Genomic DNA, 26,187 nt, shown 5'->3' with positions numbered 1-26,187 from the left:
TCACGCTTTCTTTTTGAAAGGAGTTTTCTTCTTCTTCTGAGCTTTTTGTTTCTCGAAGTCGATTTCCTTGAGCTTCTTGAGAATGCGGCTAAAGTATTCTTGTAAATAGGATTCTAAAGTAGTTGTTTGATTCGGATCAAGGCCAAATACTTGATAAACTTCTGCCATGGGGGCATCAAGGGCTTGATCACTAGCGAGAACTTCCGCAAAAGCTAGTCGGTCAGATATATTATAGGTCCATTGGAAACAACGGCTTATTCCTCGCATAAAACGCAGTAATCCCATGGGTAAACGCCAAATTTTCCCCTCTTTACCCGATAGGCGTTCGCAAACTTCGATAATTTCTTCAGCTTTCCAAGCTTTGCTGCCGACCACGGGATAGGACTGACCGACGGTTTCGGGGACTTCTAAAGCACGAACGGCAAATTTAGCGATATCTTGGGTGTCCATGTAGGCGATCGCTGTACTTTCCCCCGTGATCCAGACGGTTTGATTATCTAACATCGGGATGGCGTATTGACCGATTAAACCCTGCATAAAGCCACAGGGACGCAGAATTGTATATTTTAAACCCGATTCTGCTATAAATTTCTCGGTACAGCGTTTTATCTCCATCAAAGGCACGTTGGGATATTTTTCGGCATTGAGGATCGAAAAGAAAATAAAGCGATCTACCCCGGCGGTTTTAGCCGCTTGAATCAGATTAACTTTACCATCCCAATCCACCTGTTTAATGCTGGCTGAGTCCGTCGCTCGGGCTGTAGCGGCATCGATCACCGCGTCTATTCCCTCTAAAGCAGCAATAATGGTATTTTTATCCCGCAGGGTTCCCCCGACTAATTCCGCGCCCCATTCCTTCAAAAAAGCCGCTTTTCTCTGACTGCGTACCAAACAACGCACTTGATGTCCCTGATCGATGGCATGACGCACGATCTGTCGCCCTAGGGTTCCCGTCGCACCGACAACTAATACTTTCATCTATAATTAATTTTTTGTTACATTTGTTAACACTTCTCTAAGATACTATCAAAAAAGTGGATCATTTACGGATAGAAAAATTCTAAGATTCCCCGATCCCCGTCCAGTTCTACCATTGTTCCCACAGGTAAAGCGGCATTATCGCCATCATGACCGAAAGGTAACTCAGCAATAACCGCAATGCCTAAATCGCCCAAACGCTCTTTTAAGACTTCCTCCACGGTTTGACTATCACTACCGGGAGCTGCCAGACAACGGCTAAAACGACCGAGAGCAATGGCTTTAATTTGGGAGAAAATGCCCAGCATTCGCCACTGAGTTAACATTCGATCGATCCGGTAGGGGGCCTCGGTTACGTCCTCTAGGGCTAAAATTACCCCCTCTAGGGTGGGTTGAACCGAGGTTCCGAGGAGATGGGTGGCTACGGTTAGATTGGCTGGTAATAAGCGTCCCCGCACTTTGCCCCCACCCCAACCTTGACCGATAAGAGGGGCTAAAGGACGACCTTCCAGAAGAGAAAAGAGGCGATCGATTGATTGGGGACTTTCTTGGGCTAAGGTGGTTAAAACTGGCCCGTGAACGCTACAAATGCCCTGTTTCGCTAAACTCCATAAAATCCCCGTCACGTCGGAAAAACCGATTAACCATTTCGGGTTAGTTTTTGCCCATGTCCAATTTTCCAAGAGGCGAGCGCTACCGTAACCCCCCCTAGCGCAGAGAATTGCTTGACAATCGTCATCTTGCCATGTTTGGGCTAAAGCTTGACGACGTTGCTCGTCGCTACCGGCGAGATAACCGAGACGATTAGCCCAATTCTCGCTAAATTCCACTTGATAACCCCTTGATCGCCAGATTTCTACGCCTTTTTCTAGGGCGGCTAATTCCTTGACGGCTCCACTGGTGGCCACCAGAGAAACTTTAGCACCGGGTTGCAGAAACGATGGGATGATCATAGGCGGATTAAGCTGAAATTACAGGCAATTTTGTGGCAGTATGAAAACTGACAGCATATTCTATCGAATGTTTCTCGATTTTCCCGATTCGTTCTTTGAATTAATCGCTCAACCCGATGCTAGGGTTAGCAATTATCGATTTACTTCCCAAGAAGTCAAACAACTAGCTTTTCGATTAGATGGTTTATTTTTGCCGCTCGATAATCTGGAAAATTTGCCCTTTTATCTGGTAGAAGTGCAGTTTCAAAAGGATGAAGACCTATATTATCGATTATTTTCGGAACTTTTCTTGTATCTTAGACAGTATAAACCTTTGTCACCCTGGCAGATAGTTGTTATTTATCCTAGTCGAGAAATTGAGCGAGAACATCCCCAGCAATTTGCCGATTTTTTATCCCTAGCAAGGGTTAAAAGAATCTATCTGGATGAATTGCCAAATGACGAGACTCCTTCCTTAGCGATCGCTCTGATCAAATTGGTTACGGAAAGTGAGAGTCAAGCTGTTAATTCTGCTAAGATTTTAATTAAACAGGCTCAAAGAGAAGTCAGCGATCGCTTAGTGCAGAGAAATGTCATTGATTTAATCGAAACGATAATCATTTATAAGTTACCCCAAAAAAGTCGAGAGGAAATAGAAGCTATGTTGGAACTACAAGACCTAAAACAAACTCGTTTCTATCAAGAAGCTTTTGGAGATGGAATTGAACAGGGAATTGAACAGGGAATTGAACAGGGAATTGAACAGGGAATTGAACAGGGAATTGAACAGGGAATAAACTTGCAAAAATTGAAAACAATTTCTCTACTGCAAGACCTCGGTTTAACCCCGCAACAAATCTCGGAACGATTAGACTTAACTCTGGACACAGTGCTTAACTATTTGGCACAACAGCAACAATAATCACACCTGTTTCAAAAGTCTATAAAAACAGCAGTTGCTAAGTAGTGAACAAATGGATGGTAGCGAATCAGTGACCTTTAACCTATCAGTGATAACTCGATGAATAACGACTTATTGACTTTTCTCTTTGGTGTTACCCTTCTCATTCTCTATCTAGTTTTTTCAGCTTTAACCGAGATGGGAACAAAATGGCCTTGGACAAAAAAATAAGAGAAATACTTATAGATGTGAATAAACATAAAATCGGGTCAGGGATTCGGTCATTGGAAAAATTCTATTCGCTCTACTGATAAAATATGAAACTAATTGGTGATATTTCCCCGAGCTTGGATTTATTCTTGTTGCTTTTTTTCTGGCATTGTCTCATCGGTGCCATTGCTACAGTCATCGCTATCAATAAAGGCTATCCAAGATTAAATTGGCTAATCTTCGGCCTTCTGGGAGGAACCTTTACCTTTTTTATCGCTCTTTTCCTGAAAAAAAAGCCCAAAATTTAAGGGATGATATTGCTTGATTATCCTTTAATAGCTCCCATCAACACCTCTAAATCTTCTGCGTCTAACTCCTCTGGGATGCCATTACGAATTAATTCCGAAAAATCCTCATTGGGAACCATAAAACATAGTGCATAAAGTCTTCCGTCCCCCACATTTCTAATCTCGTGAATACCCGTGGGACGGACTAATAAACTATCCCCCGGCCCCAGGGGAATCGCTTTACCATCACAGATAGCCATTCCCTCCCCTTTAAGGATAAAAAACATTTCTACGGCAAAATGATGACGATGAGTAGGGGTGCGACCGTGGGGATCGAAAATTTCCACACAAACGGTCAAGGAATCCCCCGCTACGGTAGAATCAAAGACGATCGCCAAACGATTCGTATCCCCAGCGCTAATGCGAAAAACTTGATAATCCCTGGGAGATCGAATCACGGGTAACATACAATAATCGCTGGTCAGTTGGCTATTCATCGCTAATTTCGATCAAACTGTGGATGATTCTAAGACTAGCAAAAATTTTCAACTTCGCTCGATTGCGTCCACCACTTTACTCACATCTACGATCGCAGCCACATCATGGACGCGCAGGATATCGGCCCCCTTAGCGATCGCTATAGCACAGGCCGCCGCCGTTCCGAAAACTCGTTCTTTTGGGTCATCTTTGCCTGTAATCTCACCAATAAAGCGTTTTCTCGACAATCCAATCAAAATAGGTAAATCTAAATCCCGAAATTGCTTTAATTCTCGCAATAACTCAAGATTTTGTGTCCCAGTTTTGGCGAAACCAATCCCCGGATCGATGATAATATTTTCCCTAGCAATACCCCACTGTAAAGCTTCCTTAACACGATTCTGTAAAAATTCTTTAATTTCCTTGACTAAATCATCATAATGTGTTAGAGATTGCATGGTTTGCGGATTGCCCCGCAGGTGCATGAGGATGATGGGAACGGCCAATTTAGCCACCGTCGGCAATAATAGGCGATCGAAGGTTCCCCCGGAAATATCATTGATCAAATCGGCCCCGGCGGCGATACCTTGGGCTGCTACAATCGCCCTAGTGGTATCGAGAGAGATAGGAATAGAACTTTGTTGTCGAATAGCGGTGATTACGGGGATAACTCGCGATAATTCTGCTTCTAGGCTAATTTCTTGCGCTCCCGGACGGGTGGATTGACCACCGATATCGATTATATCAGCCCCAGCCTCGATCATTTTCATCGCCTGTAGCAGGGCATTTTCAACATTGTCAAATTCTCCCCCATCACTAAAACTATCGGGAGTAACGTTCAAAACACCCATGATATAGGTGCGTTTTCCCCAAGCAAAAATATGTTCACGAATTACCGTTAAATCAGACATAATACTAAATCCTGCTGAAAAAGTAGATGAATTATGAATTATGAAGTGGGGAGAATAAATCAAAATAATCTCCTGATAACTGATAACTGATTACTGATAACTGATAACTGATTACTGATTACTGACGGTGATAGTTAATTTTTAAGTAGAGAAGAATCTTTTAATTCAAAATAAGCTTGTACTTCTTCTTTCCAGAGTTGATATTTTTCTTGAATTAGTTGATATTGACTGGCAAAATCGAGGTTAAAATCAACGAGATTGCTATCGATATCGGATTGGACTAATTCCCTTTCGATTAGGGTTTCTCGGATAAATTTTAAACATTCTTGTCTCAAAGTTTCCGCTTGATCGATAATTAGCTGGACTTGATTAATTGCTCGATCATACAATGGAGTTTGTGAATGAAAAATTTCGGAAGATGCGGCCAGATTTCGCAGTCTATGTAATTGATTTTTCTTTTCTACTAAACTGGCAATTTTGGGGTTAATTTCAAAAAGCAAGGTTTTCACCAGAGGAGCCAAGCGGCGAGTGTTAATATAATCGTAGTTATTAAGATCTGATTTAATCAGGTGTACCTGTTGTAAATCGACGGTAATATCGTGGAATTGGATCTCGGTTTCGGTGATGGTGGGATGAATTGTTTTAACTTTCCACGTGGTAACAGAAGTCAACTGCTGGCGATCAATATTAACCATTTGCTGCTCCATTTTCAGCACATCGAGGGGAATGCTATAAAGTTTTTTCTCAGGGATATAGATAACATCGCTACCGAGAATGCGATCGATTTTAGGACGACGATATAAATAATGATACAGGAATCGATAAAAGCTTTTACTACCTTGAAATATCTGGAGAAATAACCAAATTTTCCAGCTAAATAACCCGCTAAGAAAGCGTCCGAATAGATGGGAATTCGAGGAGGAGTTATTCATGAAATTCCGTTATCAGTTATCGGTGAGGAATCGGAGGTTTGGTTCTTTTCAGCGATCGGTAAATAGTAAAGAGTAATCAGGGATAAAGATAACTAACTAATTAACTTAAAACTTACATCTGATAACTGATAACTGATAACTGATAACTGATAACTGATTAAGGACGTTCTCCGGGTAGATTTTTTGAAGATGTTGGTTTCGATCTTACCTGTTGACGACCGTTGCGGATAACTTGTAACATTTGCCCTAATTGTCGATCGAGATCTTCTAAAACCGCTTCAGCATAGTCGTCAGCGCCTTTTTGAATTTCATGACATTCAGCTTGGGTTTTTTGTCGTAACTGTTGTACTTCCTGCAAGGTGCTGTGACGCATCTGTTCGATTTCATCGAGGGTTTGTTGTTGCAAGGATTCGCATTCCTGTTGAACCCGTTGACGAATTTGGGCCGCTTGCCGTTCTGCTTGTTGAATAATACCGGACTCGTCGAGAATTTGGGCGGCTCTTTGTTGAGCGGAACGCAGGACTTGTTGAGCGTATTCCTCTGCTTTAGTGATAATTTCCTGTTCTTCCTGCAAAATTGCTAAAGCTTTCTGTACTGCCGGTGGCACGGTTTCATAGATAAGATCGATTTGTTCGGCTATCTGTCCCTCATCGATCATTGTCCAACGGGTGAGGGGGATATGGAAACTATCAAAAATCATCTCTTGCAGACGCGCCAAATCCTGATAGATATCGAAATCGACGGGTGGACTGGGAACCCCACTATTAGAAGTGTTAGGTACTGCTTTTCTGGGATCATTAGGTTCTCGGCGCGCCATAGGTTCAGATCGTCCTCATTACTGTATTTTAGTATGTTAACTGTAGTATGAGTAAATATCCCTAGAAACGTTTTCCGGGACTAGATGACTGACGGAGCCACCGAATTGAGCGATTTCTTTAACCACGCTACTACTTAAAAAACTATATTCTTTAGTGGTGGCCAAAAAAACCGTTTCGATTCCTTCCCAGAGAGTTTTATTGGTATGTGCCATTTGCAGTTCTTTTTCAAAGTCTGAGAGAACCCGCAACCCCCGCAACAGCACCTTAGCACCTTTCAATCTGGCATATTCAACCGTTAATCCTGAAAAACTGTCTATCTCAACGTTTTTCAGGTGTTTTGTACAGTAGCTGATCTGTTCTATGCGTTGTTCGACGGTAAACAGGGGGTTTTTATGGGGATTGCAGAGAACTGCCACGATTACTCGCTCGAATAGTGGCACACTGCGTTCGATAATATCTAAATGACCGAGTGTAACTGGATCGAAGCTGCCGGGGTAGATGGCGATCATTTCTCAACCTGCACACCTCGCCAAAAAGCGATATATCCTTTAATATTTTGGGCTTTTGGCTTAGGATCGGGATAATACCAAGCGGCATCTTTATTGTCTTGTCCATCTACCCTGAGAGTATAATAACTAGCCTCTCCTTTCCAAGAACAAATGGTATGGGTGTTACTGGGTTGGAAATATTCAGCTTTGATGGTATCGGGGGGAAAATAGTAGTTTCCCTCGACAATTTCGCAGTTATCGCTTTCCGCTACCACTGCACCATTCCAAATCGCCTTTGCCATGACACTAACTCCTAGTTCTGTTTCAAAATCATCTTACAACAGAGTTTGTAAATGTTGAACCAGTTGGTTAACCTGCACCACTCCCTCGATTCGATCGATCGGTTGACCATTTTTAAAGACTACTAAAGTCGGTAAAGCTTGAATACCGTACTTAGTGGCTAAATTGGGATATTTGTCTGTATCAATTTTGACAATTTGTAGGCGATTTTTGAAATACATTCCCGTTTGTTCTAGAATCGGAGCCATCATTTGACAAGGACCACACCAAGTGGCATAGAAATCCACTAACACGGGAAGATTAGTGGTTTGCAACAGTTCCTCAAAACTGGAAAACTCTTTTTTGACTGCCATAAATTGTCACCTCGCCAGAAAAATAGCCTTTTTCCTACTATAGCTTTTCTAGATGTTCCTTAGACCTCCTGCAAAAGTAAGTTCTCGAGGTGCTAAGTAGTTGGACAAAAGTAAAGTTAACTGTGGGGTAAGGAGTCAGAAGTCAGGAGTCAGGAGTCAGTAAGAATTGCGGCAATTTACATTTCTTAAGATAGACAACAGAATTTATGTCCGACTACCTATCGGCTCAAAATATCTTAAAAGTCAGATAAATTTGCGATAATTTTCGGTTTTATGGCTAGGATAGTTGTCTCTTGTCTTTTTTATCCTCATCTCCCTGCTCATCGCTCCCTGCTCCCATCTCCTATCTCCTGTCTCGGAGTCTCCTGTCTCCTCACCTAACGGAAGATTTTTGATTTCTCCAGAGTGGTCATCGATCGCCGGGAAAATGCTAAGTTAGGTAAAGACTCGACAGCCAAATCTCCATGAACATCCTAACCAAGCTGCTTTTTCCCGAAACTAAAACCCCAGAGCAAGTAGGTTCACCGCGAGTACAGAAAAGCCGCCGGGGAATCGAAACCAAATCCGCCGCAGAAATCGTTATTATGCGACAAGCGGGTAAAATTGCCGCCACAGTCCTCAAGGAAATTGCCGAGATCGCTCAACCCGGGATGACGACGGCGGATCTGGATGCTCATGCGGAAAAACGTATCCGCGCAATGGGTGCTACTCCCAGTTTTAAAGGTTATTATGGCTTTCCTGCCTCGATTTGTGCCTCCGTCGATAACGAAGTCGTTCACGGTATCCCTAGCCCGAAAAAACGCCTCAAAGCCGGTTCTGTGTTAAAGGTAGATACGGGGGCCTACTACCAAGGTTATCATGGGGATTCCTGTATCACGATCGCGATCGGTTCCGTCTCTCCCAAAGCCGCAAAATTAATCCGTGTGGCGGAAGAAGCTTTATATAAAGGCATAAATCAGGTAAAAGCTGGCAATTATCTGCTCGATATCGCAGGAGCGATCGAAGATCACGTTCAAGCTAACGGTTTCCAGGTGGTAGAAGATTTTACCGGCCATGGAGTCGGCAGAAATCTCCACGAAGAACCTTCGGTATTTAATTTTCGCACTAATCAGTTACCCAATGTCAAACTCCGCGCCGGGATGACTCTGGCAATTGAACCAATTGTCAATGCGGGATCTAAACATACCAGAACTTTGCGCGATCGTTGGACGGTGGTGACGATGGATAATGCTTTCTCCGCTCAATTTGAGCATACTGTCTTAGTAACCGCCACAGGTTACGAAATCTTAACCGATCGCAATAACCTATAAAATTGTCTATAGATTTTTTTGCTCCGGAATCTTAATTGAAAATTTATTTAGTGGCAGGATTTAGTCAAAATGTTTAAAAATATCGTTGTTGCCTTGGATTGTGGGGAATCATCCGATCGAGTCCTTCATGCTTTGAATTCCCTCTCGCTAACGGCAAATTCTTACATCATCATCACCCATATTCTCAGTAAGGAGGGAGATGAATCGGCAGTGGATCGCCCTCATCCCTCCCGTGAGATCATTGAAGATCAATTGCGCTGCTATCAATCCCAAATTGCTACCCCTAGTGAAATCGAGGTCATCTTTGGCGATCCAGCGGAGGAAATTATTCGTTTAGCTAATATCTATCAAGCTGATCTGATCGTGATCGGCAGCCGGGGATTAACGGGAGTTCAACGGGTGATCGAAGATTCTGTTAGTAGTCTCGTGGTGGCAGAAGCTACCTGTTCCGTATTGGTGGTGAAAGCATAGCAGCCAGCATTCAGCTAGAAAAGGTACTCTGGCAAGAAAGAGTGCCTAAGTAGGGTTGGCTGAATAAATCTAAAAACCTTGTTAGATAAGGCTTTTAGACTTTTTTGACCTCAAAAAGTGCTGACCATTGGAGTGATCGGGGGTAAAATTCCTGGACTTTTTCCCTGAAAATTAGGTAACTGACTACCTCAAAATCGGTAAAACCCCACACCCCACACCCCACACCCCACACCCTGTCCCCACGAAAAACTTTTTGCCGCAAACCCTAAGTAGTCTTGAGCAGCACTGCTGACTAAAATTTGCAAATCTTATTTTTCCCCGATGTTTTCCCCCATACATTCCCCAGTATTTCCCCACTCACTCCCCAGTTTTCCACAGTTTACCCAGACTTTTCCACAGGCAACAGCGATATAATCGGCACTTGCTTCCAGAAAAAATTAATCTTGATTGTCAAAATCCCCATCGATAGATACTGAGTTAATGTTAAGTTAAGTAAATAAAATCTGGCTCTAACCCTTATTCCCTCGTAAATATTAAGTTTTTCTAAAGCATTCCTTTACATCTGGTAATATTGCAACTCCCTCCAACTTGGCTCACAATAGTCCTTACTGTCCACTGCACCAGTCAGGGATTTCCCCACTTCCGATCAGAGGTAAACGATATGAATACATCAGTCAGTATCTTGGCAGAAATCCCCGAAATTCTCCACCAATCCCTACAACAATACCTAGAAACTCACCCCGGTTGGGATCAAGATGGTGTGTTTACGGCGGCTCTATCATTTTTTCTGCTTAATTGTCAATCCCCCGAAAGGATGAATTTTGAGGAACAAAATAGCTGTGCCAAGGTTTATCTAGAAACTTTGTTCCAGCGCTCGGAGTGCTAATTCGGTGATAATAAGAGTCGGGTCCTGGTTAAAAACCCGATTTTCCCCTATGAATTCCGATAAAACCCCTAATTTAATTATTCCTCAGCTAATTATCGGTTTGGGTAATCCCGAACCCAAATATGATCGCACCCGTCATAATATCGGTTTTGAAGCTGTGGACTCATTAGCGCGGGATTGGGGGTTATCTTGGCAGGAAAACAAGCGATTTCAAGGTTTTATCGCCGAGGGTGACGGTCCTTTCCCAGGCAAAATTCGTCTCTTGAAACCCCAAACCTATATGAATCGCTCCGGGCAATCGGTGCGATCGGTGCTGGACTGGTATAAACTAGCTCCAGAGTCGATTTTAGTCATTTACGATGATATGGATCTGCCCCTAGGCCGGTTGAGAATCCGTCTATCGGGATCGGCGGGCGGACACAACGGTATTAAATCAATGATTGCCCACGTTGGCACGGAAAACTTCGCTCGTTTACGCATAGGAATCGGTAAATCAAGCGAAAAAGCGACTATTTCCCACGTTTTAGGTCGATTCACCCCCCAAGAAAACGAAGTGATCTTGAAAGTGTTAGACTTGTCCAGAAAAGCGATCGAACTTGGTCTCAAACAGGGGTTACAAAAGTCAATGAGTCTCTACAATAATCAAAGTGTAGAGATTGGCTCTAATCTATGCTGATAGCAAATAAGCCTGATTTTAGTAATGGTTATAATCGCCATTTTCGTCTATGCTCCTACAGAACCCTTGCTTAAATTTTGATCGCCCTTTGCTAGATTAGGTCAATTTTTATCCTCGATATTAGTAGTTTAAGTATGATTAATCGCCAAAGTTTGCGGAGATTCGTCCACAGGTTTAATCTCATTTTATTGATAATCGCTACAGTTTTTTGTCTTTGGAGTAATCCCGCTTTTGCCCATCGTCCCCATGATGTGATTAGTCAAGTGGAAGTTTCTCCCGATTTCCAGACAGATAATACGGTATATATATTAGTGCGAAATAACTTTTATAAGTCTAGGGATGGAGGTAGCAGCTGGACAAGATTAATTCAAGGTTTAGATTATAGGGGGGAATTAAGTTCCCTATCCCTATCTCCCCTCAATAAAAATATTCTCTATTTAGCTTCAAGATCCGATGGTATTTATAAAAGTGAAGATGCGGGGGAATCTTGGCAGAAAGTTAATCAGGGTTTAGAAACTAACTTTATTAACTTCGTAGAAATTGCCCCTTCCGATCCCAATATAGCAGCAGCAGTGGGATTAGAAAAAGGAGTTTATTTAACCGAAGATGGTGGTAAAAATTGGTCAAATATTTTCCCCACCACGGCACTGATAACCTCTCTAGCTATTACTCCCAGCAATCCTGATCGCATTTTTTTCGGGGATGAACAGGGTAAATTATACACTTCCTCCGATGGGGGAAAAACTTGGCAGAATCTCCCCTTACCTGCTAATATGGGGGCAGTAGATACAATTGCTTTTTCTCCTAATTTAGACAGGGATAAAACCTTTTTTGTCGGCACAAAAGAAGCGGGTATTTTTAAAACCGTTGATGATGGTAAAACCTTCCAAGCTGTTAACGAAGGAATTAAGGATAAAATCATCGAAGACATCGTTATTTCTCCCGACTATGCTCAAAACTCCACTCTTTATGCCATTACTTGGTATGACGGAATGTATGTTTCTCAGGATGGGGGCAAAAGTTGGAAAAAAATGAGCGAGGGTTTAACCAAAGATAAACAGGCTGATGATTATAAAGTTCCCCATTTTATGGATTTAAAAATAGTTCAAGATACGATGTTTTTGGGGGGATTTAATGGCTTATTTAACACCACAGATAGCGGCAAACAATGGCAGGAAATAGAAACGTTACACCGGGGAACAGTTATCGCCATGGCGGTTTCTCCTAATTATGCCGAGGATGGCACTGTCGTCATGGCTAATTATGTAGGCAATATCTTCATCAGTCGGGATAAAGGGGAAACTTGGACACCAATTAATCGCGGTTTAGAGGTTTATCGACTTGGTAAAGATCCCGAAGAATCAGGACAAGATCCCCGGCGTTTCTTTGACATTGCCTTTTCTCCTAACTATGGAGAAGATAGAACTATTTTTGCGGGGTTTTTACGCAATAAATTTGCCAAATCCGATAACAGTGGTGATTTCTGGAAAATTATCGAAATCGATCAGAAAGTCCGCGGTCCGAGGATAGTTCCTTCCCCAGATTTTGCCAAGGATAAAACTCTTTTTCTCACCAATCAGGAGGGCAGAATATTTCGTTCTACCGATGGAGGAAATACGGTTAAAAATATTAGTGAAGTGGGCAGAATTTTCGGTAATTATGCCCCTGCTATGGTAGCTTCCCCCGATTTTGCTAAGGATAAAACTTTGTTTGTCACGGGAAAAGAGGGTATTTATCAAAGTGTTGATGGTGGACTAACTTGGAAAAATGTCAGCCAAGGAACACCTCTATCAAAAACCCCTAATGTACAGTTGGCAATGTCTCCCAATTATCCCAGCGATGGAACTATTTTTGCTGGGACAGTTTCTGGTTTGTTTGTCAGCAAAGATGGGGCTAAAAGTTGGACAAAATTAGAGAAACCGGGGTTTAATCCCAATACTTCGGTAGAAACCATTGCTATCTCTCCTGATTATGCTAATGATCGCACGGTAATGGTTAGTTTACAGGGAGATGGTTTGTTTAAATCTACCGATGGTGGGGAAACTTTTAGATCAATTGGTGATCCTAAAATACCCCTAGTGAAAATTCATAGTATCCCTTCCTCTGGTATCTCCGTCCAGTTTTCTCCTAATTATGCTCAAGATAAAACTTTATTCGGTTTTGGTGGCGCTAAAACTACAGTTTTTCGTTCCACCGATGGGGGAGAAACTTGGACAAGTGTAACTATTCCTCCTCACGAGGAAGAAGATACACCCCGCTATAAAATCGGTGAGTTTTTCTCTAGTCCCCTTGGCGCAATCTTGCGCTTAGTTATACCGATTCTCCTAGCAATCGTCGCTTATTTTCTGGTGGGTTTCCTGAAACTGGAGAAAATTATTAATCTTCCTAAATCCTTCTTCCGCATGACAGGAGCATTGATGATTTTTCTGTTTGTTTTCTTCGTTATCATTACCCAAGTTTAGGAGAAATTTTGACCGGCGGGGCTTGACAAATCCCGCCGCTTGCCATATACTTATAAGTATAATGGGAATCCGTGCCTGCCTGCGACCTCTGATTTTTGTGGCAGTTATCCCTTGAGAGAATTAACCATCGGCAACGTAGGGATTGACCATCTTAGCGGGGTCAACAATGCGATCAAAATCCTCTTCCTCGATGTATCCTAGTTGCAAGGCTGCCACTTTCAGGGTTAAATCCTTTTCTAGGGCATAATGAGCGACGTAGGCAGCCTTTTGGTAGCCAATCACGGGACTTAAAGCAGTCACCAGCATCAAGGATTGATTTAAAAAAGTCTCAATTTGTTTTTGATTAGCAGTCATCCCCTTAACCAAAAACTGACAGAAATTAGCGCAACCATCCGTGAGCAAACGGATAGACTGCATGAGATTATGAATCAACAGCGGTTTATAAACATTCATCTCCAGATGTCCCCCAGCGCCTCCCATCGTCACCGCTAAATCATTAGCCATCACCTGCACTGCTATCATCGATAAAGCTTCGCATTGGGTGGGATTAACTTTCCCCGGCATAATTGAAGAACCCGGTTCATTTTCCGGCAGCTGTAATTCTCCGATTCCACAACGGGGACCACAGCTAAGTAAACGGATATCATTAGCAATTTTATAGAGGGAACTAGCGATAGTTTTCAGTCCCCCGCTCAAGAAAACTAGAGCATCGTGGGAACCTTGCACGGTAAACTTATTAGGAGCGGTAATAAAGGGTAATTTAGTCAGATTAGCGATTTCGGCAGCCACATCTCGATCAAAATCTGGGGGAGCATTAATTCCCGTACCCACTGCTGTTCCTCCCAAGGATAAACGATAGACTTTTTCTAGACATTTTTCTAGCCAATCGCTGCCATCATCTAATAAACCCACATAACCGGAGAATTCTTGTCCGAGGGTTAAAGGGGTGGCATCCTGTAGGTGAGTGCGACCAATTTTAACTATATTTGCCCATAATTGCGCCTTTTCATCGAGACTATTCCGTAATAGTTGCAGACTGGGAATTAATTTTTCCTTGACTGCCAAGGCAACGGCAATATACATGGCCGAGGGAAAGGAATCATTAGTCGATTGGGACATATTAACATGATCGTTAGGATCCACGGGCGTTTTGCTACCCAGAGGATTCCCCGTCAGTTGACTGCAACGATTGGAGATGACTTCGTTGATGTTCATGTTAAACTGGGTGCCACTTCCCGTCATCCAAACGTAGAGGGGAAAGTTATCTGCGTGTTGTCCGGCTAAAATTTCATCGCAGACTTGACAGATAAGGTTTTTTCTCTCCTGACTGAGACGATTTTTTTGCTGATTGACAATTGCACAGGCTTTTTTGAGAATGGCATAGGACGCGATCATCTCCCGGGGCATGAGATTATCACCGATACTAAAGTATTGTAGGGATCTTTGGGTCTGCGCTCCCCAAAGTTTATCGGCAGGTACGGGGATTTCTCCCATGCTGTCTTTCTCGATGCGAAATTCTGTCATCTTTGATTAGGGTTTGCGGCAAAAAGTTTGTTGGTGGGGTTAGGAGTCAGTATTCAGGAGTCTCCGAGTCAGAATCCGGCCGCCGGTCTTCGGTAGGGGAAGTCAGAATAACCTCGCACTCTGGGAAGCGGAACCCTTTGCAATCGAGGAGCGAAAGTGCAAGGGGTTTGAGTACCTCGGATCGATTTCTCAACATTTGTTTATTGCACTTTTTTCTGAAAAAGTAGTAAAGCCTTTTTCTAGCAAGGCTTCCACTGACGTTCAGCAAACCCTAGTTACTTCTGAGGTCAGGAAAAGATGGTCGTTATCTGGCCTGAAAAGAGAGGGTCTCCAGGACGACACGGATTCCCACTATAAGAAAACTATAAGTCAAGTCTGGCTGGTTTGTCAAGCCCTATGGGGACTTTTTCTGTCGGCATTTTTATCCAGGAGGTTGACAAGAATAACTGGCAGGGTGCTGCAGTGATTATGAGACAAAAACTGTTATATTTTAGGGAAGATAATCAGTAAAAAAGACGGGATTGGAGACTATGGACACAGCGATCGCATTAAGTTGGACATTGGGAATTATCTTAGGGTTGATGACCCTTTTGTTTATCTTACGGATCGTGCTGACTTGGAATCCACAGGTAGATTTAAATAGCTTCCCCTTTAATATTATTGCCTGGCCTACAGAACCTTTTTTAATCCCCGTGCGTAAACTCATACCCCCCTTGGGAGGAGTTGACATTTCTCCGATTATTTGGGTGGGAATTTGTACGCTGCTGCGGGAAATTCTTCTCGGTCAACAGGGTTTAATTACCATGGCCTTAAAATAATTAGACCTCTTGGATATTGGGTGAAAAAGGTTGACAATGCCCCCAGAACAGTTAAGCTTATTTTAATCTCTGTAATTGCGTTTATGGCTCATTTAAGTTATGAAAAACTCAATTTAACCACAAAAATCGCCTATGGTGCTGGCGATTTGGGACCAGCTATCACTGCCAATATCTCAGTATTTTACCTGCTATTTTTCCTCACTGATGTGGCAGGATTATCGGCAGGATTAGCCGGTAGTGTGCTGATGGTGGTGAGAATTTTCGACGCTATTAACGATCCGATCATTGGTATGTGGAGCGATCGAACTCGTACTATCTGGGGTCGTCGCTTACCATGGATGTTATTGGGGTCGATTCCCTTCGGAATTAGCTATTTTTTACTGTGGTTAATCCCGACCAATAACCAATTATGGTTATTTTTATATTATATTTTTATCGGCATTATTTTTAATTTAACCTACACGGTAGTCAATCTTCCCTACCAGGCTCTCACCCCTGAATTAACTTATGATTATAATGAGAGAACCCGCTTAAATAGTTTTCGTTTTGCCTTTTCGATCGGGGGTAGCATTCTCTCATTAATTCTCTATATTCTCGTCTCATCGTCCTATGCCAATGATCTCCATAAAGCTTTTTTATTGTTAGGTGTAGTTTGTGCTTTAATCTCAATTATAGCAGTTATTTGGTGCGCTTTAGTTTTACAAGAACGAGGAGCAAAAGCGATTCTCAATCCCGCTCAGAAAAAAGTTTTGGCAATTGCTTTTATAGTTATCGGTGCGCTTTCCTTGGTCTATGGAGTAGGAAAAATGGGGGGAAATCCCAGAGACTTTATCGCTATTTCCACAATTTTATTAGGAATAGAAGGGATAGTTTCTGGTTTAACTATTTACTATGGTAAAACTGAAAATCATCTCAGGGATGGTGCGGCAATTAAACAGAGAGAAGCTGCTGATAATACCGAAACTATTCCCCTGAAAGAACAATTAAAAATAGTTTTTGGTAATCGTCCCTTTTTATACGTTATTGGCATCTATCTTTGTGCTTGGTTAGGAGTACAATTAACCGCCTCGATTTTGGTTTACTATGTCGTCAGCTACATGAGACTATCGGAAGCAGAATCGGGTTTAGTCGCTTTAGCAGTACAGGGGACAGCTTTAGTGATGTTATTTTTTTGGCAAGCAGTTAGTCAAAAATTAGACAAAAAGATAGTCTATTTTTTAGGGATGATATTCTGGATTATTGCCCAAATTGGTTTATTTTTGCTCCAACCGGGAGAAATAACTTTAATGTATATTTTGGCAGTTTTGGCGGGATTTGGCGTATCTGTGGCCTATTTAATTCCTTGGTCAATGGTTCCTGATGTGATTGAATTAGACGAATTAGAAACAGGAAAACGTCGAGAAGGTATTTTTTATGCTTTTATGGTACTTTTGCAAAAAATTGGTTTAGCTTTGGGGTTATTTATTGTCGGTATTGCTCTAGAAACATCGGGGTTTAAACCGAGAATACCAGGAGAAGCAATTCCCCTGCAGCCGGATAGTGCTTTAATAGCAATTCGCCTAGCAATTGCGCCTTTACCGGCATTTTTTCTGATCATTAGTTTAATTCTTGCCTATTTTTATCCAATTACTCGCCAAGTTCACGCCGAAATTTTAGACCAATTAGCAGCAAGAAGACCAGAGGAAAAGTAAACATCAATTGTCGGCCGTCAGGAGACAGGAAATTATTTTTTTATTCCCGAACTTCCTGTCCAAAAAAATCAGCAAACCCTTACCCTAAAGCATTTGTATTGACTTTTGAACTACTGATTACTGGGTACAATCGACCCGGCAGCATAATGTCTTCAATGAGTATAATGTTATCGATAGCTAAATTGTACAAAAAATGAAATCCTATCCAGTAGAGTTCCGTCAGAAAATCCTAGACTGTTATTATAACGAACCCATCTCTCAAAGACAATTAGCGAAAAGATTCTGTGTAACCTTAAGTTTCGTACAAAAGCTTTTGAAGCAATCTCGAGAAACGGGAGATATTCGACCGAAGACTTATCGATGTGGCCGTCATTTAAAACTTACGCCAGAACAGATGATCGCCCTCGGTGATTTGATTGAGGAAAATAATGACGCAACTCTAGCCGAACTATCGAAACTATTCCTAGAAAGAACCGGTATATTGTTAAGTGTGACCACAGTGGCAAGAATAGCCGAACGCTTGAGAATCACCCGCAAAAAAAACTCTACACCCGACCGAAAAAGAGATAGAAAGAGTACAAAAACTTAGACAAGAATACAAAGGATAAAATTCGGGATATATAAGATTAAACCCTAATCTAGTTATGACCAAAATCCAAGCTCGATCGCTTAAAGTAACTAGAGCGCACGAGACTAGACCTCTTAAAAAAAACCAAAATTTTGCAACTATTACGGAGATTACTAATTATGACCACAAACAATGCCGAGAATAACTCAATCTATCCCGTGCGTTGGCAAGATAACAAAGTCTGGCTGATCGATCAAACCCGTTTACCCATGGAGTATGGGGAAGTTGAGATCACCAGCAGTGAAGCCATGGCCCGGGCGATCGAAACGATGATTGTGCGCGGCGCTCCGGCGATCGGGGTAGCGGCTGCCTATGGTATGGTTTTAGGAGCGCAGGAAATTAAAACCAACCAGAAAGAGCAGTTTCTGGCTGATTTAACTAGAATAGCCGATCGATTAGCGCAAACCCGGCCCACGGCGGTGAATTTATTCTGGGCGATCGAGCGAATGTTAAAAGTGGCCAGGGAAAGTGGCCCAGAAGTGGCAATAATTACCAAAAATCTCCTGGAAACTGCCCACAATATCCAAAAAGAAGACGTGGAAACCTGTCGGGCGATCGGTCATCATGGTTTATTGGCGCTGCCGGAGCAACCGGAAAAACTGACAATTTTAACCCACTGTAATACTGGGTCCCTAGCCACGGCCAGTTATGGCACTGCTTTAGGGGTAATTCGTTCCGCTTGGACGGCGGGTAGATTAATACAAGTGTATGCAGATGAAACCCGGCCAAGGTTGCAAGGAGCAAAATTAACCGCCTGGGAATGTGCGCGGGAGGGAATTCCCGTCACCGTGATCACCGATAGCATGGCGGCCCACTGTATGCAGCAAAAACTGATCGATGCGGTGATCGTTGGGGCTGATCGCATTGCGGCCAATGGGGACACGGCCAACAAAATCGGCACCTATTCCCTCGCGGTGGTGGCGAAAGCTCATAATCTGCCTTTTTATGTGGCTGCCCCCCTATCGACGGTGGATTTTTCCCTTAAGGATGGTACGGGGATACCGATCGAACAGCGCGATAGTGCCGAAATTTATCAGGTGGGGACGACAACCCTTTGCCCTAGAAATGTTAATTTTTATAACCCCGCTTTTGATGTTACTCCCGCCGCTTTCATCACCGCTATCATTACCGAAAAAGGAGCGGTAACGCCGGCTGAATTAATTTTTTTACAGGAATCCTAGGGGGTGAGCTTTTTCCCCACTAACACCATTTTTATTGGCGTTGTCAGATCAGAATAGGAAAGATGCAATGCAATCCTTACTATCAAAGTAATTTCAGTTCAGGTGCTGATTCGGATCATCTTTCAATTTGACAACGCCTTTTTATTTGTTTATATCGATTGGCACAGTGGGGAAAAATTCCGCCTCAATCCAATTGGAGGTGACGGCCAAGGGGAAAATGGGTAAGATCACTATTGACAAATAAACTAAAATGGCGTATGAGGATAACATCAAAGAAGACAATGATTAGGATTTGCTTTTATCTATAGTTAAATGCTATTATTCAGCTTAATTAATCTTAGTTAATCCCCAAGTATATCTTTTTGTTTACTTAAAAGATTTGTGTTGAGATAGTCTAAAAAAATTAATTAAACCAGAGCTTGGTTTTATTCTCTTAAAACCCAAGCAGCTCGAAAATTTATTCCTGTTAAATCTTTACCTCATCGAGATTTACACGATGTTATAGTACAAGAGTAAAGACCAAGATCGGAGTAGTAAAGTCTAGATTTGGGTAGATTTGAGTAGATTTTAGGGGAGTTTAATTATATTTGTAATCGCCGCTTTGATTAAGTAAAAATAAAATTAACTGGAAACAGGTGATTGCCGAATGAAGATAAGAAAGTGGAATTCAATTCAAGGAAGGGAGTGAAGTCAATGTTTAGGAACGGCTCTAATAATCCAAAAGCCAAAATTATTGAATCATCGCCTAGTTCAGCACAACCGGGAAAAAATATGGATAAAGTGCGGGTTATCGTCATAGAGGATCACGATTTAACCCGCATGGGGTTAGTGGCGGCTCTCCAGCATCGAGAGGGTATTCAATTGGTGGGAGAAGCCATCAGTGGATTACAGGGACTGAAACTGCTAGAGGAGACTAAACCCGATGTAGCGATCATCGATATAGCTTTGCCCATGATCGATGGGATTGAGTTAATGCGACGCTTCCAACAAAATTGCGGCGAAGACAGCTTGGCTACGAAGATCCTCATGCTAACCATGTACAACACCCAAGAACAGGTTTTAGCGGCTTTTAGTGCTGGGGCTGATTCCTACTGTATGAAGGATATTAGCATTGATAAGTTAATCGAGGTGATTTATTCCACCCACGAAGGCAATCCTTGGATCGATCCCGTGATCGTCGGCGTTATTCGGCAACAAGTGCGCCAAAATTTTGCCACCGGTAGCCGCACCGACGGCAAAACAGTGATAATTCAAGGCGTTGACCCAGAACATCGCCAATTGCTGGAAAATGTGCCCCTAACAGAACGAGAGCTAGAAATTCTCGCTCTGATTGTCGGGGGTTTTAGTAATGCTCAGATTGGCAACCGACTCTATATCACTATCGGCACGGTGAAAACCCATGTCCGCAATATCTTAAATAAACTCTCTGTGGATGATCGCACTCAAGCGGCAGTGTTGGCCCTGCGATCGGGATTAGTGGACTAAAAAAACCGGCATCCTCTAGGGTTAGGATGCCGGTTCGGTCAAAACTAGAAACTAGACTTGGGCTACCACTTTTGCTTCAGCCGCCATTAGTTTTTCGTAGGTTTCACGCATTTTGAGACCGACTAAGACTTGGAATAAACCCGTACCATTGGTAGAACCGGGATAATCTTTGTGTTTGAGCAATAATTCCGTCATTTCACCGTAGTATTTAGTGCCGGTTTTGCTCAAATGGCTTTCGATGTAGATCATTTCTTCGAGGTTATCGAATTGACCATCTAGTTCCAGAATCGACACTTCATTCCCCAAGAAGCCATCTGGACCGTAGTAGAGTTTAATACCGGGATAAGTGCAGGTCAATTTACGACCACAGGGCCGCCAATCGATGGTGGAACCTTCATCAAACAGATAAGCGGGTTCAAAGTTTTCCACCCCTTCTTTCTGGATTAAACGAACCCGCAGTAATTTACTTTCGTGATCTTCAAGTAATTTGGTGGGCAGCACTTGAATCACCACGTCAGCGTACTGTCTTTGGGGATCGATATAGGCACTGAAATCTGGTTTTCTAGAATTAATGGCCGCCATCACATCATCATAGGTGTGACCGCGCTCGGCCATATCCCGTTGAATTTTCCAGTTAACTTTGACTTCATCGCTAATATCGAGATAAACGCTGAAATCTAATAGAGACCGGACTCGTTCATCATATAAGGGGTGTAGTCCCTCGATCACGATTACCTTATTCGGTTCGATGATTTCGGGGGGATCGATCATCCCCGTTTCATGATTATAAATAGGTTTATTAATGGCTTGACCTCCCTTAAGAGCTTTAATCTGCTCATACATCAGGTCAAAGTTATTCGCTTTCGGATTGAGTGCGGTGACACCCACCTCTTTTCTCTGTTTGCGATCGAGGCAATGGTAGTCATCTAAACAGATCACTGTCATAAACTCGGCCCCGAATAAATCGGTCAAACGACGTAAAAAAGTAGATTTCCCACAACCGGAGTCCCCAGCTACACCGATTAGAACCACGCGCTCTGGCTTATTGGCCATAGTTTCCCTCTAAATACACAACTAATTGTTAACCCTATAGTATGTAATTAAACCAGACTCTGGATCGAGCAGTACCCCGCCGCCACAAATTTCTGCTGCTGACAGGTTCGGCAAGAGCCTCACGCTAGAATGAGTAGGTATTTGATACTAGATAATCTGTTCAGATCATACCGGAATCAGTGACCAAAATCAGTTATCACTGATTACTGAGAGGGTGCGGTGGGTGTGGAGAAATGTCGTCATTTCCTCCACTGCTAGAGGGGAACTGATGCGATTGCCTTGCATTCTCTCACAACCTAATTCTTGCAGGATTTCTAATTGTTGTTGGGTTTCTACTCCCTTGGCGATCGCTATTAAGTTAAAACTTTTCGCTACCGCCAGCAATGACGAGATAAAACGGGTATCTTGGGGAGTATCAGTCAGTTGTTTTGTTAAAGATTGCTCTATTTTCAGTTTTTTCACGGGAAATTGACCGAGATAGGCGATCGAAGCGTAACCGCTGCCAAAATCATCGAGGGTAATACTAATACCCAATTTCTGCAAATCCCCAAGAATTCGACCGGTTTCGCGGCTATTTTCCAGTAAACTTGTCTCAGTTATTTCTACCTCCAGAAAGAAAGGCCCGATTTGGGTTTCAGTCAAGACTTCTTTGAGGTTGGTGAGCAACTGGGGATCACGCAATTGGTGTGGGGACAAATTGATCGAGATGGGAGTGTATAATAATCCCCGCTGCTGCCATATTTGTGCCTGTTGACAGGCATTTTTTAGTACCCAACGATTAAGCTCAAGGATTAAGTCGCTTTCTTCGACTAAGGGTAAAAAACGATTAGGGGGAATTAATCCGAATTGAGGGTGTAACCAGCACAATAATGCCTCCAATCCTTCCACTTGCCCCTTAATGATATTAACTTGCGGTTGATAGTAAAGAGCTAATTCATTATTTTTCATTGCCTGATAGAGAAAATATTCAACTTTAGAACTACGAGTATTTTTGGGGTGAACATTAACCGACTCTATCTGGGAGTTATCATTTATATTATTCTTAACTGCTACTAAATTTTCCTCCAGTTTCTGTAATATTACTTTCCTGTCTGTGCCGTCGGGGGGATAGATAACTGAACCTAAACTTAATCGCACGACTAGGGAGTGATTTTCGATTTCATTATTACTTTCTAGGGTTTTAATAATTCTTTGACCAACCTTTTCTAGATCATTAGCATCATTAATTTGTGACAGCAGGATAATAAATTCGTACCCTCTCCAATGGGCGACTATATCCTCTGATCGCAAACTTTTTCTTAAACGTTCAATTAAGATTTTTAATAGTTTATCCCCCAGTCGATAACCTAGTTGATTGTTGACATTTCTTAGCTGCCCTACATCCAATAATAATAGCCCGATCAGTTGATTATTTTTCTGGGCATTATTAATAGCACTTGAGAGGTGTTCATTAAAGAGGGAACGGTTAGGTAAATCCTTGAGAACAACCGAAGAATATTCCTCTTGAATCTTGCTATTAAAACTTATGATTTGCGATGGAGCTTGACGGAGAATTAAGGTACTTTTTGCATGGGGTTCATTATGGCTAGAATTGGTTTCATTTTCCGTAGTTTTCCCTTGTAACTGTTCTATATTTTCAACTGATTCTCGCTCTATTTTTGCTTGACTAGCTATTAAATGAAAACTGGCATTTATATCACAGCCAAAGTTAATTAAATCACCATCTTTTAATTCATGAATTAAGCATTTAGACCCATTGACGTAAATGCCATTATGACTTTTATTTCCCTCTAAATCACCATCAAGAATCCAATAGGAAAATTTTTGGCGATCAATACTCTTTTTAATTAAAGTCGCATGATAGCGAGACGCGTGTTTAGAGCGAAGAACAATTTGATTATCAGACTTACGACCCAGAGAATATTTCATGTCCTCTAGTGTAATTGTTCTTCTACCTTGAGGATCTTCCACAATCAGGAGATAACGGGAATTGGATGAACCATTAATCATTTTTTCAGCACCTCGACAAAAGTGAAAATATAAGTTAATTTATTCTCTCAAAAGCTACGGCTTATTCGTCTTTAAGTTAATTTATTTTCTCAATAAAGTGTTGGGGGTAATTCGGAACAGTTACTTAACAGCAATTGTGTCACATCTTCGGGGTTCAAAGTCCGAGTCAACCAAAATCATTGTACTTCTTCACAGTGGAGACGTGGGCAAGTGTCCAACTGTTGTAAACTTTCTCCCCCAACGGCAATAACTCGTAAATTCAAATTCTGCTCTAGGCTGATCATAGTCGATAACATGGCTAAATGCTTGGTTTTTGATGGTAAAGATTGGATAAAGGTTTGATCGATCGATCTTCAAACTGTCGAAGGTGTATTTATAAATATAACTTAATCAGGAATAGCCGGCATCAAAATTATCTAAAACTAACTGCATCCCTAATTCCCGCAAGTCCCTTAAAGCTGAGTTGGCAAAGCTCTCATCCTGCATGATGCAGTTTTCATTAATTTAGACCTGCTGCATCTCACATTTGCAGAAATACCGACTATCAGCAATAAACCAATACAAATGTACGGGCAACCGTCTATAAGCATACCACTTGCAAAGCTAATGCTTTCTGAACTTTGGGAGAGGTGCTTCTTCCACGGACATCTAAAACCACACACGCGGGTTGCGAATTCCTGTCCTCCCTAACGGGTTTCGGGGAGTAGAAACCCTCAAGGTCCCAGATTGAGTGATAAAATCAGAAATAAAGCCCGATTTTAGCAGAGATTTTCCCTTTAAAAATCTCAACTTAGTAAATTTACAAAAATGAGATGTACCACCGAGGAGTTCTCCCTATGGATAGCAACCGATTAATCGAAGAATTAAAAAATCCCGACTTTTATCCTCATTCTGTCAAAATTCCCGTTGAAATTATCCAAACCCATGCTTCAATTATCTTCTTGACAGGAGATTATGCCTATAAAGTCAAGAAACCAGTTAATTATAATTTTTTGAATTTCTCCACTTTAGAAAAGAGAAAATATTATCTAGAACAGGAACTAGAGTTAAATAAAAAAGTTGCCGCCAATATCTATCTGGAAGTTTTGTCAATTAATGAGGAACAGGGTAGCATAAGTTTAAATGGAGAAGGAAAAGTGGTAGAATATATTTTAAAAATGAATCAGTTTCCCCAAGAATGTTTACTGAGTAAAATTTTTGAACGGGGAGAACTAACGGAAAAAGCGATCAAGTCTTTGGCTGAAAAAGTGGCACAATTTCATCGGCAAGCTGTGAGTAATTCCTATATTACTCAGTTTGGTAATTTGGAAATTGTTAAACAAGCTTTTGATGAAAACTACCAACAAACCGAGAAATATATTAATTTTGTCCAAACCCAAAAACAATACGATGAAACAAAAGCTTATACAGATAAATTTTTCGCAGAACACCGAGATTGGTTAGAGGAAAGACAAATAAAAGGGATGATTCGCGAATGTCATGGAGACCTACATTTAAATAATATCTGTCAGTGGCAGGGAGAAATACAATTATTTGATCGCATAGAATTTAATGAATCTTTTCGCTTCGTTGATGTCATGTATGATCTTGCTTTTACAGCCATGGATTTAACCGCTAGGGGGAGAGAAGATTTCGCTAATTTATTTGTCAATACTTATTTAGAACAAACCGCTGACTGGGAGGGTTTAAAAGTCTTGCCTCTCTACCTGACTAGACAAGCGTATGTGAGGGCAAAAGTCAATAGTTTTCTGCTTGATGGTGACACTTTTTCTGAGAAAATTAAAGCAGATGCACAGGATTATTATCAATTAGCTTGGCAGTACACACAACCGCAGAAACCGAGATTAATTCTGATGTCGGGATTTTCTGCATCGGGTAAGAGTACCATAGGGAAAGTAATTGCTAAAAATCTTAATGCTATTCAGATTCGTTCCGATGCAGTTCGCAAACATTTGGCTGGAATTGACTTAAATCAAACAGGAAGTCTAGATATATATAGTCTCGAAATGAGTCAAAAAACCTTCGCTAGACTAGCGGAATTAGCCCGAATTTTAATAACTTTAGGTTATCCAGTTATTCTCGATGCGCGCTACGATAAATATGCTTGGCGAGAACCCTTATTAACCTATGCCCAAAATTTAAAGATTCCTTTTCATATCGTCCATTGTCACGCACCTATAGAAGTTTTAAAACAACGGATTGCCGCTAGAAAAGGCGATATTTCTGACGCTACTATCGAGGTGTTAAATGCCCAAATTGAGAAAACAGAACCTTTTAATGAAAAGGAACAACCCTATCTAATTTCCCTAGACACTACTAATCCCGATTGGCCAGAATTTTTAGAGAGTCAATTAGGTAAATAGGTTGATATGAATCAATGATATAAAGTAGCAAAAAGGAGAAGC

Annotated in this window: 25 protein-coding genes; 13 read left to right on the top strand and 12 right to left on the bottom strand. The window is 41.8% G+C overall.

The features are described 5' to 3' along the window. Positions 1–978 carry an SDR family oxidoreductase gene (locus tag EWV60_RS02310; RefSeq protein WP_287230610.1) on the bottom strand — a complete coding sequence of 326 codons (978 nt, stop codon included), beginning with the start codon at positions 976–978 and terminating at the stop codon, positions 1–3. Between the two features lie 65 nt (positions 979–1,043). Further along, complete coding sequence (locus EWV60_RS02305) at positions 1,044–1,931, bottom strand: S66 peptidase family protein (RefSeq protein WP_069474815.1); 888 nt, start codon at positions 1,929–1,931, stop codon at positions 1,044–1,046. Positions 1,932–1,971: 40 nt separating this feature from the next. Here EWV60_RS02305 and EWV60_RS02300 point away from each other — a divergent pair, with 40 nt between their 5' ends. Together EWV60_RS02300 and EWV60_RS02295 are read left to right on the top strand one after the other, a co-directional pair. Then, on the top strand, positions 1,972–2,832 hold the full coding sequence (locus EWV60_RS02300) for an Rpn family recombination-promoting nuclease/putative transposase (protein ID WP_002750047.1): 861 nt from the start codon (positions 1,972–1,974) through the stop codon (positions 2,830–2,832). Between the two features lie 296 nt (positions 2,833–3,128). Continuing rightward, entirely contained in the window at positions 3,129–3,329 is a 201-nt protein-coding gene (locus tag EWV60_RS02295; protein ID WP_002739871.1) for a hypothetical protein, read from the top strand. Positions 3,330–3,346: 17 nt separating this feature from the next. Here EWV60_RS02295 and EWV60_RS02290 read toward each other — a convergent pair whose 3' ends face one another. The 7 genes from EWV60_RS02290 to trxA all read right to left on the bottom strand — a co-directional run bounded on the left by EWV60_RS02290 (position 3,347) and on the right by trxA (position 7,587). Further along, positions 3,347–3,805, bottom strand: a complete 459-nt coding sequence (locus tag EWV60_RS02290) for a cupin domain-containing protein (RefSeq protein WP_002750045.1) — start codon at positions 3,803–3,805, stop codon at positions 3,347–3,349. Between the two features lie 48 nt (positions 3,806–3,853). Next, complete coding sequence (gene folP, locus EWV60_RS02285) at positions 3,854–4,696, bottom strand: dihydropteroate synthase (protein ID WP_272103876.1); 843 nt, start codon at positions 4,694–4,696, stop codon at positions 3,854–3,856. Positions 4,697–4,830: 134 nt separating this feature from the next. Continuing rightward, positions 4,831–5,628 (bottom strand): hypothetical protein, encoded by a 798-nt coding sequence (locus tag EWV60_RS02280; RefSeq protein WP_287230606.1) that lies wholly within the window; start codon positions 5,626–5,628, stop codon positions 4,831–4,833. Between the two features lie 157 nt (positions 5,629–5,785). Next, on the bottom strand, positions 5,786–6,445 hold the full coding sequence (locus tag EWV60_RS02275; protein WP_002739760.1) for an ATP synthase subunit B family protein: 660 nt from the start codon (positions 6,443–6,445) through the stop codon (positions 5,786–5,788). Between the two features lie 36 nt (positions 6,446–6,481). Then, positions 6,482–6,955: a pantetheine-phosphate adenylyltransferase gene (gene coaD, locus EWV60_RS02270; RefSeq protein WP_002743551.1), complete on the bottom strand. Its 474-nt coding sequence runs from the start codon at positions 6,953–6,955 to the stop codon at positions 6,482–6,484. Then, the gene (locus EWV60_RS02265) at positions 6,952–7,236 is read right to left on the bottom strand and encodes a DUF427 domain-containing protein (protein WP_002750041.1); all 285 of its coding nucleotides are present in this window, start codon (positions 7,234–7,236) and stop codon (positions 6,952–6,954) included. Before EWV60_RS02265 ends, coaD begins: the two co-directional genes overlap by 4 nt. 33 nt (positions 7,237–7,269) lie before the next feature. Then, positions 7,270–7,587: a thioredoxin gene (trxA, locus tag EWV60_RS02260; protein ID WP_002739627.1), complete on the bottom strand. Its 318-nt coding sequence runs from the start codon at positions 7,585–7,587 to the stop codon at positions 7,270–7,272. Positions 7,588–8,051: 464 nt separating this feature from the next. On the opposite strand from trxA, the gene map reads away from it, so the two are divergent. The 5 genes from map (at position 8,052) to EWV60_RS02235 (ending at position 13,392) form a co-directional block, all read left to right on the top strand. Continuing rightward, entirely contained in the window at positions 8,052–8,897 is an 846-nt protein-coding gene (map, locus tag EWV60_RS02255) for a type I methionyl aminopeptidase (RefSeq protein WP_193977050.1), read from the top strand. A 69-nt stretch (positions 8,898–8,966) separates the two neighbouring features. Beyond that, the gene (locus tag EWV60_RS02250) at positions 8,967–9,368 is read left to right on the top strand and encodes a universal stress protein (protein ID WP_271937574.1); all 402 of its coding nucleotides are present in this window, start codon (positions 8,967–8,969) and stop codon (positions 9,366–9,368) included. A 661-nt stretch (positions 9,369–10,029) separates the two neighbouring features. After that, a complete protein-coding gene (locus tag EWV60_RS02245) occupies positions 10,030–10,254 on the top strand; it encodes a DUF2811 domain-containing protein (protein ID WP_002739844.1) in 225 nt (74 codons plus the stop codon). A 49-nt stretch (positions 10,255–10,303) separates the two neighbouring features. Then, entirely contained in the window at positions 10,304–10,930 is a 627-nt protein-coding gene (gene pth, locus EWV60_RS02240; RefSeq protein ID WP_024969114.1) for an aminoacyl-tRNA hydrolase, read from the top strand. 134 nt (positions 10,931–11,064) lie between these two features. Then, positions 11,065–13,392: a VPS10 domain-containing protein gene (locus EWV60_RS02235; RefSeq protein WP_287230601.1), complete on the top strand. Its 2,328-nt coding sequence runs from the start codon at positions 11,065–11,067 to the stop codon at positions 13,390–13,392. Positions 13,393–13,512: 120 nt separating this feature from the next. Here EWV60_RS02235 and fumC read toward each other — a convergent pair whose 3' ends face one another. Further along, the gene (gene fumC / locus EWV60_RS02230; protein ID WP_069474820.1) at positions 13,513–14,916 is read right to left on the bottom strand and encodes a class II fumarate hydratase; all 1,404 of its coding nucleotides are present in this window, start codon (positions 14,914–14,916) and stop codon (positions 13,513–13,515) included. 530 nt (positions 14,917–15,446) lie between these two features. Between fumC and EWV60_RS02225 the strand changes: the two genes are divergently transcribed. The 5 genes from EWV60_RS02225 to EWV60_RS02205 all read left to right on the top strand — a co-directional run bounded on the left by EWV60_RS02225 (position 15,447) and on the right by EWV60_RS02205 (position 20,719). Further along, positions 15,447–15,734, top strand: coding sequence for a YggT family protein (locus tag EWV60_RS02225; RefSeq protein WP_002750032.1), 288 nt, complete (start codon positions 15,447–15,449; stop codon positions 15,732–15,734). Positions 15,735–15,817: 83 nt separating this feature from the next. Continuing rightward, positions 15,818–17,425, top strand: coding sequence for an MFS transporter (locus tag EWV60_RS02220; protein WP_193977052.1), 1,608 nt, complete (start codon positions 15,818–15,820; stop codon positions 17,423–17,425). A gap of 193 nt (positions 17,426–17,618) precedes the next feature. After that, the gene (locus EWV60_RS02215; protein ID WP_002743536.1) at positions 17,619–18,014 is read left to right on the top strand and encodes a helix-turn-helix domain-containing protein; all 396 of its coding nucleotides are present in this window, start codon (positions 17,619–17,621) and stop codon (positions 18,012–18,014) included. A gap of 158 nt (positions 18,015–18,172) precedes the next feature. Next, entirely contained in the window at positions 18,173–19,234 is a 1,062-nt protein-coding gene (gene mtnA / locus EWV60_RS02210; RefSeq protein WP_287230597.1) for an S-methyl-5-thioribose-1-phosphate isomerase, read from the top strand. Between the two features lie 771 nt (positions 19,235–20,005). Beyond that, complete coding sequence (locus tag EWV60_RS02205) at positions 20,006–20,719, top strand: response regulator (protein WP_024968808.1); 714 nt, start codon at positions 20,006–20,008, stop codon at positions 20,717–20,719. 51 nt (positions 20,720–20,770) lie between these two features. On the opposite strand, the gene EWV60_RS02200 is transcribed toward EWV60_RS02205, so the two are convergent. Further along, positions 20,771–21,772 (bottom strand): phosphoribulokinase, encoded by a 1,002-nt coding sequence (locus tag EWV60_RS02200; protein ID WP_002750016.1) that lies wholly within the window; start codon positions 21,770–21,772, stop codon positions 20,771–20,773. A gap of 189 nt (positions 21,773–21,961) precedes the next feature. Then, positions 21,962–23,782: an EAL domain-containing protein gene (locus tag EWV60_RS02195; protein WP_272103885.1), complete on the bottom strand. Its 1,821-nt coding sequence runs from the start codon at positions 23,780–23,782 to the stop codon at positions 21,962–21,964. 836 nt (positions 23,783–24,618) lie between these two features. Between EWV60_RS02195 and EWV60_RS02190 the strand changes: the two genes are divergently transcribed. Beyond that, positions 24,619–26,145, top strand: coding sequence for a bifunctional aminoglycoside phosphotransferase/ATP-binding protein (locus tag EWV60_RS02190; RefSeq protein ID WP_287230594.1), 1,527 nt, complete (start codon positions 24,619–24,621; stop codon positions 26,143–26,145). The last annotated feature ends 42 nt before the right edge of the window (positions 26,146–26,187 follow it).

This window comes from Microcystis sp. Msp_OC_L_20101000_S702 (assembly GCF_007095705.1).
Lineage (GTDB): Bacteria > Cyanobacteriota > Cyanobacteriia > Cyanobacteriales > Microcystaceae > Microcystis > Microcystis ichthyoblabe_A.
Note: the sequence above shows the minus strand (reverse complement) of the source record. Positions and strands in the feature narration are given on the sequence as shown.

Coding starts and splice junctions, on each gene's coding strand:
- EWV60_RS02190 (WP_287230594.1), top strand. CDS start 24,619: ATGGATAGCAACCGATTAATCGAAGAATTAAAAAATCCCGACTTTTAT.
- trxA (WP_002739627.1), bottom strand. CDS start 7,587: ATGGCAGTCAAAAAAGAGTTTTCCAGTTTTGAGGAACTGTTGCAAACC.
- EWV60_RS02220 (WP_193977052.1), top strand. CDS start 15,818: ATGGCTCATTTAAGTTATGAAAAACTCAATTTAACCACAAAAATCGCC.
- EWV60_RS02265 (WP_002750041.1), bottom strand. CDS start 7,236: ATGGCAAAGGCGATTTGGAATGGTGCAGTGGTAGCGGAAAGCGATAAC.
- EWV60_RS02225 (WP_002750032.1), top strand. CDS start 15,447: ATGGACACAGCGATCGCATTAAGTTGGACATTGGGAATTATCTTAGGG.
- EWV60_RS02300 (WP_002750047.1), top strand. CDS start 1,972: ATGAAAACTGACAGCATATTCTATCGAATGTTTCTCGATTTTCCCGAT.
- EWV60_RS02275 (WP_002739760.1), bottom strand. CDS start 6,445: ATGGCGCGCCGAGAACCTAATGATCCCAGAAAAGCAGTACCTAACACT.
- coaD (WP_002743551.1), bottom strand. CDS start 6,955: ATGATCGCCATCTACCCCGGCAGCTTCGATCCAGTTACACTCGGTCAT.
- EWV60_RS02245 (WP_002739844.1), top strand. CDS start 10,030: ATGAATACATCAGTCAGTATCTTGGCAGAAATCCCCGAAATTCTCCAC.
- EWV60_RS02250 (WP_271937574.1), top strand. CDS start 8,967: ATGTTTAAAAATATCGTTGTTGCCTTGGATTGTGGGGAATCATCCGAT.
- folP (WP_272103876.1), bottom strand. CDS start 4,696: ATGTCTGATTTAACGGTAATTCGTGAACATATTTTTGCTTGGGGAAAA.
- EWV60_RS02280 (WP_287230606.1), bottom strand. CDS start 5,628: ATGAATAACTCCTCCTCGAATTCCCATCTATTCGGACGCTTTCTTAGC.
- EWV60_RS02290 (WP_002750045.1), bottom strand. CDS start 3,805: ATGAATAGCCAACTGACCAGCGATTATTGTATGTTACCCGTGATTCGA.
- EWV60_RS02205 (WP_024968808.1), top strand. CDS start 20,006: ATGGATAAAGTGCGGGTTATCGTCATAGAGGATCACGATTTAACCCGC.
- EWV60_RS02200 (WP_002750016.1), bottom strand. CDS start 21,772: ATGGCCAATAAGCCAGAGCGCGTGGTTCTAATCGGTGTAGCTGGGGAC.
- mtnA (WP_287230597.1), top strand. CDS start 18,173: ATGACCACAAACAATGCCGAGAATAACTCAATCTATCCCGTGCGTTGG.
- EWV60_RS02195 (WP_272103885.1), bottom strand. CDS start 23,782: ATGATTAATGGTTCATCCAATTCCCGTTATCTCCTGATTGTGGAAGAT.
- EWV60_RS02295 (WP_002739871.1), top strand. CDS start 3,129: ATGAAACTAATTGGTGATATTTCCCCGAGCTTGGATTTATTCTTGTTG.
- EWV60_RS02310 (WP_287230610.1), bottom strand. CDS start 978: ATGAAAGTATTAGTTGTCGGTGCGACGGGAACCCTAGGGCGACAGATC.
- EWV60_RS02305 (WP_069474815.1), bottom strand. CDS start 1,931: ATGATCATCCCATCGTTTCTGCAACCCGGTGCTAAAGTTTCTCTGGTG.
- pth (WP_024969114.1), top strand. CDS start 10,304: ATGAATTCCGATAAAACCCCTAATTTAATTATTCCTCAGCTAATTATC.
- map (WP_193977050.1), top strand. CDS start 8,052: ATGAACATCCTAACCAAGCTGCTTTTTCCCGAAACTAAAACCCCAGAG.
- EWV60_RS02215 (WP_002743536.1), top strand. CDS start 17,619: ATGAAATCCTATCCAGTAGAGTTCCGTCAGAAAATCCTAGACTGTTAT.
- fumC (WP_069474820.1), bottom strand. CDS start 14,916: ATGACAGAATTTCGCATCGAGAAAGACAGCATGGGAGAAATCCCCGTA.
- EWV60_RS02235 (WP_287230601.1), top strand. CDS start 11,065: ATGATTAATCGCCAAAGTTTGCGGAGATTCGTCCACAGGTTTAATCTC.